The sequence below is a fragment of the Flavobacterium sp. genome, assembly GCF_044341265.1.
In the GTDB taxonomy this organism is placed as follows: Bacteria; Bacteroidota; Bacteroidia; order Flavobacteriales; family Flavobacteriaceae; genus Flavobacterium.
Genome location: NZ_JBIISA010000008.1, coordinates 114,199 through 130,241, shown reverse-complemented (window position 1 = coordinate 130,241; position 16,043 = coordinate 114,199). Strand labels below are relative to the sequence as shown.

10 protein-coding genes are annotated in these 16,043 nt (G+C 33.8%); 1 reads left to right on the top strand and 9 read right to left on the bottom strand.

Features of this window, described 5'->3' with window-relative positions; translation table 11 throughout:
* Positions 1-159: 159 nt before the first annotated feature.
* From ACIQ06_RS06070 to ACIQ06_RS06055, 4 genes are all read right to left on the bottom strand, one after another.
* Positions 160-849: an ankyrin repeat domain-containing protein gene (locus ACIQ06_RS06070; RefSeq protein WP_396144486.1), complete on the bottom strand. Its 690-nt coding sequence runs from the start codon at positions 847-849 to the stop codon at positions 160-162.
* A 262-nt stretch (positions 850-1,111) separates the two neighbouring features.
* A complete protein-coding gene (locus ACIQ06_RS06065) occupies positions 1,112-2,974 on the bottom strand; it encodes an OmpA family protein (protein ID WP_396144484.1) in 1,863 nt (620 codons plus the stop codon).
* Between the two features lie 17 nt (positions 2,975-2,991).
* Positions 2,992-3,915 carry a type IX secretion system membrane protein PorP/SprF gene (locus ACIQ06_RS06060; protein ID WP_396144482.1) on the bottom strand — a complete coding sequence of 308 codons (924 nt, stop codon included), beginning with the start codon at positions 3,913-3,915 and terminating at the stop codon, positions 2,992-2,994.
* Between the two features lie 33 nt (positions 3,916-3,948).
* Positions 3,949-11,844, bottom strand: a complete 7,896-nt coding sequence (locus ACIQ06_RS06055) for a fibronectin type III domain-containing protein (protein WP_396144479.1) — start codon at positions 11,842-11,844, stop codon at positions 3,949-3,951.
* 188 nt (positions 11,845-12,032) lie between these two features.
* Here ACIQ06_RS06055 and hflX point away from each other — a divergent pair, with 188 nt between their 5' ends.
* The gene (gene hflX, locus ACIQ06_RS06050) at positions 12,033-13,259 is read left to right on the top strand and encodes a GTPase HflX (protein ID WP_396144477.1); all 1,227 of its coding nucleotides are present in this window, start codon (positions 12,033-12,035) and stop codon (positions 13,257-13,259) included.
* Between the two features lie 56 nt (positions 13,260-13,315).
* Here hflX and ACIQ06_RS06045 read toward each other — a convergent pair whose 3' ends face one another.
* The 5 genes from ACIQ06_RS06045 to ACIQ06_RS06025 form a co-directional block, all read right to left on the bottom strand.
* The gene (locus ACIQ06_RS06045) at positions 13,316-14,203 is read right to left on the bottom strand and encodes a DUF3078 domain-containing protein (protein WP_396144475.1); all 888 of its coding nucleotides are present in this window, start codon (positions 14,201-14,203) and stop codon (positions 13,316-13,318) included.
* Between the two features lie 100 nt (positions 14,204-14,303).
* Entirely contained in the window at positions 14,304-14,810 is a 507-nt protein-coding gene (locus tag ACIQ06_RS06040; RefSeq protein WP_396144473.1) for a DUF2480 family protein, read from the bottom strand.
* Position 14,811: 1 nt separating this feature from the next.
* On the bottom strand, positions 14,812-15,135 hold the full coding sequence (locus ACIQ06_RS06035) for an SUF system Fe-S cluster assembly protein (protein WP_298117622.1): 324 nt from the start codon (positions 15,133-15,135) through the stop codon (positions 14,812-14,814).
* A gap of 6 nt (positions 15,136-15,141) precedes the next feature.
* The gene (locus tag ACIQ06_RS06030; protein ID WP_396144470.1) at positions 15,142-15,561 is read right to left on the bottom strand and encodes a SufE family protein; all 420 of its coding nucleotides are present in this window, start codon (positions 15,559-15,561) and stop codon (positions 15,142-15,144) included.
* A 37-nt stretch (positions 15,562-15,598) separates the two neighbouring features.
* Positions 15,599-16,033: a hypothetical protein gene (locus ACIQ06_RS06025; protein WP_396144468.1), complete on the bottom strand. Its 435-nt coding sequence runs from the start codon at positions 16,031-16,033 to the stop codon at positions 15,599-15,601.
* Positions 16,034-16,043 lie beyond the last annotated feature (10 nt).

Genomic DNA, 16,043 nt, shown 5'->3' with positions numbered 1-16,043 from the left:
GCTTTAATAACATCTATAAAACTCTATAATTACAGCTAAATATACAAAAAAAAGAGCAGAAAAACTAAGTTTTCTACTCCTTAAATTATTATACTTATTACTTAAAGGACTTTTTCAGTGCCCTCCTGAATTGGAAGCTCTTTTTTTGTTTACTATTCACTAATCAATTTTTAGCAATTTTCGTAGTTCATTCATTTGCTGCTCATTACAGTTTTTGTTAATATAATCTGTGTCTACGTAATCATATGCTGTTCGACCTTTACTGTCTTTTATTTTTATATCTGACTTATATTCTAAAAGAAGTTTAACCTTATCTACATCTTTTGCATATGAAGCAAGCATTAATGCTGTCGCTGAGTTTTTATTTCTCTGAATGTTTATATTTTGTGAACTAAAACTTAGTATAGTCTTTAAAACTTTAACTGTACTAAAGCTAGTAGCTTGCATGATTATAGTATGATTATTTTCATCTATGAAATTTGGATTTCCTCCATATTGAATTATTAAAGCAACAGTTCTTATACTTTCATAACCAGATGCAATTAATAAATACTCATCAAGATTTTTGTACGCTCTTGTTTTCAATAAAAGCTCAACGGCATATGCATTTTCACATCTTATAGCAACTTCTAAAGGTGTTAATTCATAGTCACTTTTATCACAAATAGAAACATAAGTTATACCTTTTTTGCTTTTTATTAATTTTTCAAACTTCTTAATTTTATTTTTATAAATAGCAACCATTAAAGGTGACCAACAATCTCTACTTTCATCCCAACGTTCTTTGTAAGAGATAAAAGAGGAAAACAAAAAAACCATTAAGATAAGTAATATAAATTTTTTTATCATTTTTCTGCTTAAAAAAATTCATCAACAATGTATTCTAAATTATAACTCACATAAATAGTGTTTATTATTTTAACTAAAGAGAAATTGAAATTAATCGTGTTTTAGACAAGTTCATAGACTTTGAAAAGATATTTAGGTGTTCATTAGAAAAATGCCTTAAAACAAATAAAAACACTATTAATCGCGAAGCTTCTGTAGATCAGACAACAAAAAAAACCGAGACTTTCATCTCGGTTTTTAAATCTTATTGATTAAATCTTAATTATTTCACGATTAAGAATTCTGAACGTCTGTTTTGAGAGTGTTCTTCTTCTGTACATTTATCACATGCAACCTTAGGCTCAGATTCTCCGAATCCTTTTCCTGAAATTCTTTCAGCAGGAATACCTTTAGAAATTACATATTGAACAGTCGCTTGAGCTCTTCTTTCTGACAATGACATGTTATAGTTATCACTTCCTCTTCTATCTGTGTGAGATTTAGCATAAATTACTAACTTGTCATTATTTTTCATCACTTGAACTAATTTATCCAATTCAAATGCTCCTTCTTGAGTGATGTTGCTCTTATCAAATTCAAAATAAATTGGTTTTAAGATAATCTCTGTTGGAGTAACTATTACGTCAATTGGTTGTAATGCAGCATCAATTTTAGCGGTTGGTCCTTTGCTTTTAGCAACTGGGAAAACATTTCCTTCGAAACCATCTTTAGAAGCTTGAATTGAATATGGCTTATCACATTCAACTCTAAAATTAACTTCACCTTTGTCATTAGAAGTTTCAGTTGCAATAACATTTTTCTTATCGTCTAATATTGCAACTTTAGCATTAGAAAGTATTTCGCCAGTTTTAGCATTAGTTACAACAACTAATAAATCAACACCACAAATAGGAGTAGCGCTAAAGATATCATCATTACCATTTCTATTACTAGACAAGAAACCCAAGTTTTTAGCTTTATTAAAGGTAAAAGCGAAATCATCTTTTTCAGTATTAACTGGTTTACCCATGTTAACAGCTTCAGAACCTTTAGCTAAGTCAATTTGATAAACATCATATCCACCTAAACCTTGTTTTCCGCTTGAAGCAAAATATAATGTAGAATTGTCATCAGCAATGAAAGGGAAACTTTCATTTCCTTCAGTATTTACTTTATTTCCTAAATTTTCAGGAGCACCATAAGAATCACCATTCACAGAAACTTTCCAAATATCAACACCACCTAAACTTCCTGGCATGTTAGAAGAGAAGTATAATGTTTTTCCATCTCTACTTAAACTTGGGTTGCTTAAAGAGTAATCTTTACTATTGAAAGGAAGTGGTTTAATATTAGTCCAAGTATCACCAGATTTAGTGGCAACATAAAGATTGTTTTTTCCAAGTTTCAATTTATTTACTTTATCTTTTTCGAAAAGACCTTCTCTAAAACTATCACTTGAAAAATACATTGTATTTCCATCAGTACTAATTGTTACTGGTCCATCATGAAACTTTGAATTTACAGATGTTAAAGTAGACGCCTCAGAAAAAGTTCCTGAATCACCCATTGTAGAAGTATAAACATCTAAAAAAGGTTCGTCATTCCAACCATAATTTTTTCTAGCACCATTTCTAGCACTTGTAAAATAAAGTGTGTTATCATACATTACTGCACCAAAATCCGATTTATCTGAACTAACAGGTAGAGAATTGACAGTATAACTAACACCTTTTCCTAAAATTTTAGGAACATAATTTGGGTTTTCTTTAAAAGCTTTAGCTCTCAAATCATTTGGAACCATAGAGGCAAACTTATTCATTTGCTTGTTAGCTTCTTCATACTTTCCATTTGCTTTAAGCATTTGAGCATATCTAAAATAGGTTTCAGCATCTTGAGAAGATTCTGTTGCTTTAGCATACCAAGTTGAAGCTTCAGTAGTATTAAACATGTTATAATATGTATCAGCAAGTTGCTTGTAAACATATCCATCACCTTTACCATTATCAACCAATTTTTGATATTCCTTAGCAGCAGAAACATATTCATATCTACTGAATAATTTATCTGCAGCTTTTGTGTCTTTATTTTGTGCAAAAACAGATGCGCTAATTGCTACAAAACTTAATGCTATATATAGATTTTTCATTTTTTACTATTTTTATGTTAGAAATATCTTGGAGATTGTGATACTTTTTTCGGGAAGTTCAAATCGAACAACAAGATTACCTCGTGAGAAGATGGTGTTGTAATATTCAAATCTGAAACGATATGGTCATAAGCATATCCAATTTTTAAATTTGGAGTAATCGCATAGTTAACCATTGCTCCAAACGAATCTTCTAATCTGTATGTTGCACCAACTTCAAATTTATCATTGAACATAAAGTTTGTTGACACATCAAAAGATGTTGGAGCATTAAATGCAGATTTAATCATTGCAAATGGTTTAAATTTAACGTTAGGAGTTAAATCAAACACATATCCTCCTGTTAAGAAATAGTGCTGTGTATCAGTACCAAATTGTCTACCATTAAAATCTAAATGCTTTGATTTTAACATATTAGGAACAGATAAAGCAACATAATATTTGTTTGTATAATAAAACAAACCTGTTCCTAAATTCAAGAAAGTGTTGTTTGTATTTGATGCAAAGGCAGGGTCATTAGGATCAGGAACGTTTCCGTTACCAATTTGACTAAACAATGCAACTTTATGAAAAGTAGCACCTCCTTTTAGACCAAAAGCTAACCTATGCTCGCCTCCTAAATTTAAAGTATAAGAAAAGTCTGCATAGATATTATTTTCTTCAACTGGTCCAATTTTATCTGAAATTACAGATAAACCTAAACCAACATTCTTACCAACTGGACTATGTAAAAAGAATGTTCCTGTTGTTGGTGCATCTTCAATTTGAACCCATTGTTTTCTGTAAAGCAAACCACCAGCAAGGTTTTCTTTAGATCCAGCATAAGCAGGGTTAATAACACTCATATTATACATATACTGAGTGTAGTGAGGGTCTTGTTGTGCACTCATCTCAAGGAATGTCAACAAAGCAAACGCTGTTAAGAAATATATTTTTTTCATTGTTTTGAAATTTATCATTATATAGTTAGTTTGTTATTTTATTTCTCTGTTAATATAAATCCAACCTGTTTTGCTTGGCTGATTGTTTTTAAATTCTATCACATAATAATAAGTACCATCTGGTAATTCATTTCCATTATCAGATTGACCAACCCATTCTTTAGTATAATCGGTTTTAGAATATACATTTGTACCATATCTATTATAGATGCTTAATTTCTGAACATCTAGATTTTGCAAATCAAAAAATTCATTAAATCCATCGTTATTAGGAGAAATACCTTTTTGAATAGTACAATAAATACCTGCTAATGTTATTGGGTGCGATAAAGTACAACCAGCTGCAGTAGTAACAGTTACATTAAAAGTTAAAGGTAATGGCTCATTTGCTGGAGTTGAACTAACATATGAAGTAACGTCGAATGTTGAATCATTATTACCAACTGCTGTAGTACCATATGTCCATGCAAAACTTGCAGTATTTACATCAAAACTTCCATTTGTTGGTGTAACTTCTAAAACAAAATTATTATTAACACATGCCCCATCAATTACAAAATCAAACGCAGGTACAAATGTTACAGTACCTGAATCACTTGAACTAGAACATCCTGTTGTTGTATCTGTAATAATTACAGAATATACTCCTGATATAGTCGTAGAGAAAGAAGAAACGTTTCCTGGACTTGTCACTCCTGTTGGAACTGTCCAAACATAAGTATAAGTTCCAGATGTTCCCGGAGTTGCAGTAACTGTAGCAGTACTACCTTGACAAATTGTAACATCATTTACTATTACAGTTGGATTTGGATTTATAGAAACAGTTCCACTTGCGCTTGGGCTTATACATCCAGTCGCAGTATTTGTAATAACAACACTATATGTACCAGCAATTGCTGTACTAATTGTAGCATTATTACCTGGATTTGTTGCTCCAGCTGGAACAGTCCAAGCATAACTATAAGTTCCTGAAACTCCTGGCGTTGCAGTAATTGTTGCAGTAGAACCTTGACAAACTGTTGTACTACTAACTGTAACAGTAGGGTTTGCGTTAATAGTTGCAATTCCTGAGGCGCTTGAACTAACACAACTTGTAACTGTATTTGTAATAACAACTGAATATGTTCCTGAAATTGTTGCATCAAATGTTGCAACGTTCCCTGGGTCTGTCGCTCCTGTTGGAACTGTCCAAACATAGTTATATGTGCCTGCTACACCTGGTGTAGCTGTTACTGTAGCTGGTGTACCAGCACAAACTGTTGGGCTATTAACAGTTACAGTAGGAATAGCATTAATAGTTACAACTGAAGAAACACTTGTACTACTACAACCAGAAGTTACATCAGTAATTACAACTGAGTAAGTTCCTGAAATAGCTGCATCAAATGTTGCAACGTTTCCTGGGTCTGTCGCTCCTGTTGGTACTGTCCAAACATAATTGTATGTACCTGCCGCACCTGGCGTAGCTGTTACTGTAGCTGGAGTACCAGCACAAACTGTTGGACTATTAACTGTTACTGTAGGATTAGTATTAATAGTTACGATTCCTGATGCACTAGAACTAGTACAACTTGTTGCTGTATCTGTAATAACTACTGAGTAAGTTCCTGAAATTGTTGCATCAAAAGTTGCTACGTTTCCTGGGTCAGTCGCTCCTGTTGGTACGGTCCAAACATAATTATATGTACCTGGCGAACCTGGCGTAGCTGTTACTGTAGCTGGAGTACCAGCACAAACTGTAGGACTATTAACTGTTACTGTAGGATTAGCGTTAATAGTTACAACTGAAGAAACACTTGAACTACTACAACCAGAAGTTGTGTCAGTAATTACAACTGAGTAAGTTCCTGAAATAGCCGCATCAAATGTTGCAACGTTTCCTGGGTCTGTTGCTCCTGTTGGAACTGTCCAAACATAATTATATGTACCTGGCGCACCTGGCGTAGCAGTTACTGTAGCTGGAGTACCAGCACAGACTGTTGGGCTGTTTACTGTAACAGTTGGACTATTAGCATCAACTAGAATTATTGGTGTATTATTAGTTAATAAACAACTATTGATTGACAATAAGAAGTTAGAATAATTACCAGAATTTAAACCTGTAATAACAAATTGACCCGCAGCATTAGTAGTTACGTTGTTTGGTCCAACTGTAGTTGTACCATCTTGATAAGTTAAATCATATGCTTCATTAGGTGCTAAACCAGAAATTGTAATTGTACCATCGGTACCACCACAAGTTGTTGGGTTTGTACTCGTATATAAAGGTTGAGCTTGAATTGTATATGTAGCAATATAATTTGCTCCGTTATTATTGATTATTACTGTATCATCACAATCCGTTGTTGAATTAACATCTCCTGTAACATCATAATAAACTTCTAAAACATAATCACCTGGAGCATAAGCTGTCAAGTTAATTGGAGATTGTGAATCATTCAATACTCTTTGCCATTTTTGGTCACCTGTATTACATGGACCTCCAGATGGGAAAGTACCTCCTCCACAGTTATCAAAGAAAGGTAAATCTAATACTGTAAATGCACCTGGAGTTGTAGCTGCCGGATAAATTCTATAATTTAATCGAGCGCTACAAACATTTGCATTTACTGATTTAAATGTTTTTACCTCTGCACCTCTTAGAATTAATGTGTTTGAATTTTGTACATAGGTTCCTAAATCAGTATTTGGGAAAACATTTGATGCAGGTCCTATTATATCTATACCTGAACCAACAGTATTAAAGAAATTTGAAGTCGCACAATTTGTCAACCAAACTGCATTTGCATAACTACCAAAATCACAATTTGTTAAAACTGTAACATTTAATGTAGTAGTTGTAGCACATTGACCTGGATCTGGTGTAAATGTATATGTACCAGATGCCGTATTACTAACTGTTAATGGTGACCATGTTCCTGTAATTGGAACTGTATTATTTGATGATGTTGGCAACACTGGAGCTGGAGCACCAGAACAAATAGGTGCTGGAGCTAAAAATGTTGGAACTATACTAGGTGTTACAACAATATCCATAGTTGTTGGAAAAGAACATTGTGTAATAGCTGGTGTAAATGTATAGGTCGTTGTACCTACCACATTGCTTACAACAGGTGGTGACCAAGTACCAGTAACACCAGTAGTTGATGTTGTTGGCAACAATGGAGGTGTAGTTCCTTCACAGAATGGAGCTATCTGATTAAATGTTGCATTAACATAATCAACAACTATAATAGTTTGTGTACTTGATGCTGATTGAGGACATAATGGGTTATTATCAGAAGATGTTGCTGTTATATTATATGTACCAACTGCTGTTGGAGAGAATATAACACTACTTCCTGTTGTTGCACTTAACTGAGTAGATGGTGTCCAAGTATAAATACCATTACCACCTGTCGCATTTAAAGTTGCTGTTTGTCCTAAACAAATTGTAGGAGAAGTTGTAGAGGTAGAAGTATTAATTGCAACTGGAGTTTGAATTCCAGTATTTGCTCCAATAACATAACTAGCTACGTCGCCTGCAAATCCATCAATCATTACATAATAGGTCTGACCAGGAGTTAATCCTGTTGCAGTTAAATTGGTTGATCCCGCAGGAACATTTCCTGGACTCCAACATAAATATTCGGTAACTGGACCTGATCCACAAGTTGCAGCACCAAATATCATAATCTGAATACCTAAATTGTCTTGTGAACTTGTAACCCATACATCTAATGATATCGTAGAAGATGAAGCAACAAATGTTAAGAAAGAGTTGTTTTCTAATGAACCACAAAACTCAGCTGATAATTCTGGCCAAGAGTCAGAAGTATATGAAGCCGAAGTATTTCCACAATATCCGTTCAAATTACATATTGGTGTAGCTACAGCACATGTGTTTCCTGCTGCCGTATTTGTTATACAACTTGGAGGAGGAACCGGAGTGCCTATACATAATGTAAATGCAGTAGTTTGATTTGCTGTTGCTGACCAAGTGTAAACTCTTATAAAATAAGTTTGACCAGGTACTAAATTATTAGCAATACTAGTATTAGGATCGCTACAATATAGTTGTGTTAAATTACCGCAAGTTCCTGAGTAAAGTACATGAAATAAATCTGTTGTACTTCCCGTAACGTTATTAAAGTTTATTGTATGTGTGGTACTAGTTGCTGTAAATTGGAACCAGACATCATCATCATCAGTTCCGCCACATGCGTTAGGTTGTGATGAAGCTGTTGCTCCAACTACTGTTCCTGATACCGTTTGAGTACATGTTGTTGTTGGATTAACTGGCGCTACTGTAGCATTGGCACATTCATCATTTGCAATTAATGTTGTAAATGACCTAACATTAGACCATAAACTTATATCTGAAGGTCCGCAAATTGATCTTACATAAACAACATATTGTGTTCCTGAACTTAATCCTGTTGCTAAATAAGGGTTAGTTGTGGTAATAATCCCTGCAGATCCTGCTGTAGGAGGAGGAGAACCAGCTGGTAAAATAAGTACTTCCCATGTTGTTGCTGTTCCTATCTCAGTCCATGAAATTGTTGCGCCTGCTTGTGTTACTGTTGATATAGCAACCGCAGTAGGCTTTGGACAAGTAGGAGCTGGAGCACAAGTTACATTTGCAACCCAACCCGGAGCGTTTACAGAACCATCACTTCTAAACCTGAAAGTTAAACAACCATTTGCACTTGATGCTGTGAAAGGACCAGGTAAATTAGCACCTGTTAAATTACCCCAATAAGAACCTGGTAAACCTCCAGGAACATTTCCTGCTAAATTAGCACTAGCTAATTGAGGAGCTGTTATTGAATTTCCATCAAAAACATATAATCCATCCCAGTTAGCCTCAGTATTAAATGTTGTAAAAGTTACTGTTACTTGTTCTGTAGGTATTGTTGGGCAAATAGTAACTGTATAATCTGAACCATTAGCATAATTAACAGTTGCACCAGCTGGATCTGTAAATATTCCTCCACAAGCTGGTGGTGCAATTTGAGTAGTTATAGTAGTTGGCCCTACCCAGTTACTTAAATCATTTCCAGGACATACAGCTCTAACATATAAATTATAACAAGTATCTGGTGTTAATCCTGTAAATATATGAGGATTTGTAGTAGTTGTTATAAAAGTTGTTGTAGATGCATTTGGAGCTGGAGAACCACAAGGTAACGCTAAAACATGCCATGTAGTTGCAGTATTTGGATTAACCCATGCTAAAGTAGCTGAGTTTGAAGTAACTGCAGATGTTGTTAAAGTATTTGGATTTGGACAAGTTGGCGGCACTGCACATGTTACATTTGCAACCCACCCAGGATTGTTAACAGAACCATCACTTCTAAATCTGAAAGTTAAACAACCATTTGGAGCTGTAGAAGTAAATGGACCAGGTAAATTTGCTCCTGTTAAGTTACCCCAATAAGATCCTGCTAATCCGCCAGGAACATTTCCAGCGCCATTAGCACTTGCTATCTGAGGAGATGTAATTGCATTTCCATTGAATACATATAATCCATCCCAGTTGGCCTCAGTATTAAAAGTTGTAAAAGTTACTGTTACTACTTCTCCAGGAACAGTAGGACAAATTGTTACAGTAGAGTCAGCACCATTAGCATAATTTGCAGCTGCTCCACCCGGATCAGTAAATGTTCCTCCACATGCTGGTGGTGTTATTGTTGTGGTAAATACTGCTGGACCAGACCAAGTACTTAAATCTGAAACCGAACAAGCGCTTCTCACATAAACATTATAACAAGTTTCTCCTGTCAACCCTGTTAATGGAAAAGGATTCGTGTTTGCCGTTACCCATCCTGTAGATCCTGCTGTTGGTGCTGGTGATCCACAAGGTAAAGCTAATACGTGCCACTGTGTTGCAGGTCCTGCTGCAGTCCAAGCTATGTTTGCTGAACTATTTAAAATTGTGTTTGCTGTTACTGAAAAAGGAGCTGGACAAACTGGAGGTAAAGCACATGTTACATTTGCAACCCATCCTGCAGCATTAGTAGTTGCATTACTTCTAAATCTGAATGTTAAACATCCATCAGCACTTGAAGATGTAAACGCTCCAGGATTAGTTGTTCCCCAATAAGAACCTGCTAAACCTCCAGGAACAGTTCCTGCAGGATTACCGCTTAAAAATTGAGGTGATGCAACTGAATTTCCGTTAAATATATATAATCCATCATTACTCGCTTGAGTATTGAATGCTGTAAATGTTACTGTTACAACTTCGCCTGGAGTAGATGGACAAATAACTACTGTTGAATCTAAATTATCAGCATAATTCGCTGCAGCTCCACCTGGATCTGTATATGTTCCTCCACATGCTGGTGGCGGTACTAATGTATTAAATACAAAAGGTCCAGACCAAGCACTAAAAGTTCCATTTCCACAATCTGCTCTTACCCAATATTGATAAGCTGTATCTGGATTTAAACCTGAAATAGGATTTGTTGTATTAGAACTTGTTTGGGTACCTGCACCAGCTGGAATTGGTAAACCAGACAATTGCACAACATATTCCCATGAAGTTGCTCCTCCTGGATTACTCCAAGATAGGTTTCCTCCGTTCAATGATATTCCTGTTACTGCTAAGTTTGTTGGCTGAGCACAATTCAATTGTTGAATAACTAGAGAGTAAGCATATGTTTGAGCTGCTGTTGTTCCAGAAAGTACAATAATATATTGTTGACCCGCTGTTACGTTTAAACTAGGAATTGATCTTACAGTATTAGTTGTGTTTGCTACACCTGCTAAACAAGTAGCGCCAACATTAGCACATCCTTGATATACAAAAATAGATGAACTATTTGAACCTGGAGTCATAGTAATACTAATAGCTCCAGTAGTTGTTGGTGTGTAAGAATAAAACACATCATTTCCTGTCATGAAGTTTGTGGCTGAACCACAAGATGTACCCTGATTGGTATCTGTTGTGTCTCCATAATTAGCTGTATTATCATTTGTACTATAAGGTAGTGTTGTAACCGTAATTGGAGCTACGCATGATAAACCGGGTGTTGCGGTTGCAAAATTAAAAGGACCTACCCAGTTACTTGAACCATCTGTACAAAGAGAGCGGACATAATAAACGTATGCTGTACCTGGCAATAATCCTGTTGCAGGATAAGGCAAGGCACCACTATAAACGACTCCAACTCCTGTTTGAGTTCCAGTTGCAGATGGAAAAACTTCAATTTCCCATGAAGTTGAACCACTTGGATTTGACCAGTTTAAATTTGCTGAATTCTGTGTAATTGAACCTGCTGATAAATTTGTAGGTTCTAAACATCTTTGAACTAATCTTATATCATCTACTAACCATCTGTCACCACCCAAACCTGCAGCAGGCTGAGTATGACGCATTACAAAAGCTATATGGACTTGTGTGCCAGCAGGAAATGCAGATAAATCAACAACTTTTTCTTCATAAACATTGTAAGTTGTATTTAAAGTGGTTTCTGTCCAAGAAGCTGCTGTTATTGTGTAATTTGCAGCTGTAGTTTGTGAACCAGCAGTGACATTTGTATTAACTTTTATAAGATATTCCGTAGCAGATACAGTTGCGATTGTTGATCTTGTCCAGAAACGTAATTGTCCATTTGCAGGAACTGTTACAATTGGTGTTGCCAAATAATCTTCAGAAGTATTTCCGAGACCAATATTTTCACGATCAATAAAAGCACAATTTGTACCTTGATAGGCAGGATAAACAGCTGTGTTTATACCCCATCTTCTTGTTGGACCAACTCCGTTATCAAAAACGGCCCATTGATTTCCAGTTGCACCTGTTCCCAAAGTCCATGGGGTTGGCGTTGTTGGTAAGTCTACACCTGTAGTACCTTCAAATCCTTCAGAACCTGGAGTAGGAAACTGAGAATAACCAACTATTGTAAACAATAAAGCAACAATTAGTAAAGTAATTTTCTTCATTAACGTAGTAATTTAAGTTAATTATTATTATGTATTTGTTTGGTTTTAATCTCCAAATTTAACAAAATTTATAAATAAAGCTATAAAAATGGTGTTTTTAACTAAATAAAATTGTTAAAAATATTTCATGTTGTAGATTGTCGATTTTTTATGCATTTTGTCTATTTTTGCACATAGAAAAGAATATTATGTTAGAAAAAGAAAAAATAGATTTTGAAAAAACAGTCATAGTTGGTATTGTAACTCAAAATCAAAATGAGGAAAAACTTGTAGAATATTTGGATGAATTAGAATTTTTAACTTTTACTGCTGGAGGTGAAGTTGTAAAAAGATTTTGGCAAAAAATGGACAAACCCAATCCGAAGACTTTTCTTGGAACAGGAAAAATGGATGAGATTCATCTTTATGTAAAAGAGCATGAAATATCTACTGTGATTTTTGATGATGAATTATCACCTTCACAACAAAAAAATATTTCAAAAATTTTAGATTGTAAAGTATTAGATAGAACCAATCTTATTTTGGATATTTTTGCTCAACGAGCAGAAACCTCCTATGCTAGAACACAAGTAGAATTGGCTCAATGTCAATATTTGCTACCAAGACTTTCTGGAATGTGGACACACCTTGAAAGACAAAAAGGAGGTATTGGTCTTCGTGGTCCTGGAGAGACAGAAATTGAAACCGATAGACGAATTGTCAGAGATAGAATTGCTTTATTGAAAGATAAAATTAAAACTATTGATAGACAAATGTCTGTTCAAAGAAGTAATCGTGGGGCAATGGTTAGAGTTGCTTTGGTTGGATATACAAATGTTGGAAAATCAACTTTGATGAATGCCGTTGGAAAAAGTGATGTTTTTGTAGAAAACAAATTATTTGCCACTTTAGACACAACTGTTAGAAAAGTTGTAATTAAAAATTTGCCTTTCTTATTGTCTGATACTGTTGGGTTTATTAGAAAATTACCTACTCAATTGGTAGAGTCTTTTAAAAGCACATTAGACGAAGTTCGTGAAGCTGATTTGTTACTTCATGTTGTTGATATTTCACATCCTGATTTTGAAGATCATATAGCATCTGTAAATCAGATTTTAATGGACATTAAAAGTAATGATAAACCAACCATAATGGTTTTTAATAAAATTGACGCTTATAAACATCTTACTATTGAAGAAGATGATTTAATGACCGAAAGAACAACTAAACATTACACTTTGGATGAATGGAAACAAACTTGGATGAGTAATGTTGGTGAAAAAAACGCTTTATTTATTTCTGCAACAGAAAAAGAAAACTTTGAACAATTTAGAGAAATCGTTTATGAAGCTGTAAGAGAAATTCATGTAACGAGATTTCCGTACAATAAGTTTCTTTATCCAGATTACAAAGATGCTATAGAAAAAGAAGAATAAAAAAATGCCTTTAGAAATTCTAAAGGCATTTTTTATATAATTGAATTGATTATGTATTAAAAACCATAATTCACCCCTAAACCAATAATTTGTCTAGTTTGAAAACCTCTAAATGCATTGTCATCATAAATTGTTTGGAATGCAAAATTTGTTGATAAAGTTTTATTGATTTTCATTGCAATATTTAAAGTATAATCAATATCTACATTTTGAGGATCTTCTAAATAGTTTGAATATAAATTTAATATATTTTCAACAGTTACGTTTTCCATTAACTTAAATTTGTAATAACCATTTACAGCTGCTCCAAATTCAAAACGTGTATTATCACCTTGTGCAACACCAAATGAAGAACCAACTGTTGTAAAATGAGGATGAACAATAATTAATTTAGAAGTTGCAGGAGCAATATTTACTTTCAAATTATCGCTTTTTTTCCACATCATACCAGGTCCAAATTGAAAAAAGGCAGGTGAAAAGAAATGAGAAGTTTTTATTCCAGAGCCTAAATCAAATCCAGAGTCTAATTGAGTTTTAAAATTAAAAAATGCTGAATAAAACCAGTATCCTGAAGCTTTTTTACCTAATAATGAATTGAATTCCAATCTATCATCAGACTTTTGCATTTCTTGATCTTTTATTTTTGTAAGACCATAAGCAGCAAATAATCTATTGTCCCAATTCCAATCTCCGCTTTTGTAATTGAAATCATAATTTAATCCCACATTTCCTGAGATGTTACTTTGACCACCTGCTAACCAATTATTGAAAGTTGCTTGATTTGCTAAAAAAGTAAAAGTCCCTTTTTTAACCCATCCATTAGGTTTATCCGCAGCAACTTTTGCAGCTTCTTCAGTTTTTTTTAAGTTCTCTTTTTCTGCGGTTTGAGCTATTGATAAACTCACAGTCATTAAAAAAACTATTGAAAGTAAAATTTTTTTCATTTTGTTTTGTTTTAAAATTTTCGAGTGCAAAGGTAAAAATACATTTGACTTTAACAAACCATATGAAAAAATGTAAGCTATTGATTTTGTAGAATTTAAACTACTTTTTCTTGTATAACGGCACCGCTGAACATGCTTCGCCATACATTATGCTTTTTGCAACTCGTTGAAGATTTTGAATTGCAATGATGTAAGCACTTTCTGGTACTGGTTTTTTAGAACAACCTTTTAAAATTACAGGCTTATCTTGATATGTAGAATAATCAATTTCAGACAAAATCTCTTGATACAACAAAGTATCTAAATCAGATAAATTACCTAAAACAACCTTCTTTGCAAATGGTGAAACATAAACAGTTACAAGGATACTTGCCCAAGCCGGAATTATAGCGTCTGTTGAACAATTAATTGCAATTAATTGCCCTTGATATTGCGACCAATCATGATTTTTTAATGCTTCACGAAAGTCTTTCTCTTTCAAAAGAAATCCTTCATAAAGCCATTTTGATATGTCTATTTGAGTTCGAACTCCATTTGGATAATAATCTTCCAAATCGAAAACTTCAAGTGCAGAATTGGCAACTTTATTTATAATCTCTTCTGACATTTTACAACATTCCTAATTCAAGTTTTGCTTCTTCGCTCATTAAATCTTTGCTCCATGGTGGATCAAAAGTGATTTCAACTTCGCATGATTTAACTACATCAATTTTGGTTACTTTTTCTTCCACTTCACGAGGTAAAGTCTCTGCAACTGGACAATTTGGTGATGTTAAAGTCATTAATACTTTTACTTCATTATCCTCATTAATCATCACGTCATATATCAAACCTAACTCATATATATCAACAGGGATTTCTGGGTCGTAAATTCCTTTTAAAACCTTAACTACATTCTCACCTAAATTAATTTCATCTTTAAATTCTTCCATAATTATTTAATTTTTAGCATTATACGCTAAAGCATACATTTTTATTTGTTTAACCATTGATACCAAACCATTAGCTCTAGTTGGAGAAAGATGTTCTTTCAATCCTATTTCATCTATAAAGTCGGTATTTGCATCTAAAATATCCGCTGCTTTTTGATTTGAAAAGGCTCTAATCAATATTGCAATTATTCCTTTTGTTAAAATAGCATCACTATCTGCAGTAAAAACTATTTTATCTTCGTTCTGTTCCGCATGAACCCAAACTTTAGATTGACAACCTTTTATGATGTTGTCTTCTGTTTTGTACTGTTCATCAATTAAAGGAAGTGCTTTCCCTAAATCGATAATGTACTCATAACGTTGCATCCAATCGTCAAACATCGAAAATTCATCAACAATTGTGTCCTGTATTTCTTGTATTGTCATATTATGCTGAATCATTTCAGTATCAATTATAATCTATTTATTCTTCTTTAACCAAAGAAACCAATTTGTTCACAAACTTTTCAATTTCAACAGGTGGATAACCATGGTCAAAATTTTTGGTTTGATATTCTTTCTCTTTGTAATTAATTATCAACTCTGCGATTGCTGCACCATCATAAACTCTTTTTTGAGTCGGGTCTTTATAAGTTGACAAACTATCAAGTTCTATCTTTTCAAAATATCCAACTAACTCTTTCCAATCAGCATCAGAAATTTTGGAAGTAACTCCTTTGTCGGCGGAGTCTCTTTCTTTAGAAACAGAAATTTCTTGATTTTGTATTGTTATTTTTTGATAAAAACCACGAGTATTAGCTGTATAAACAATTTTTGCATTAGCAATATCGTTTTTAGCTTCTTGCGAACATCCTTTTGCCATAAAAATGGTTAGTACTAATAATGTAAATACTTTCATATGTTTAAAT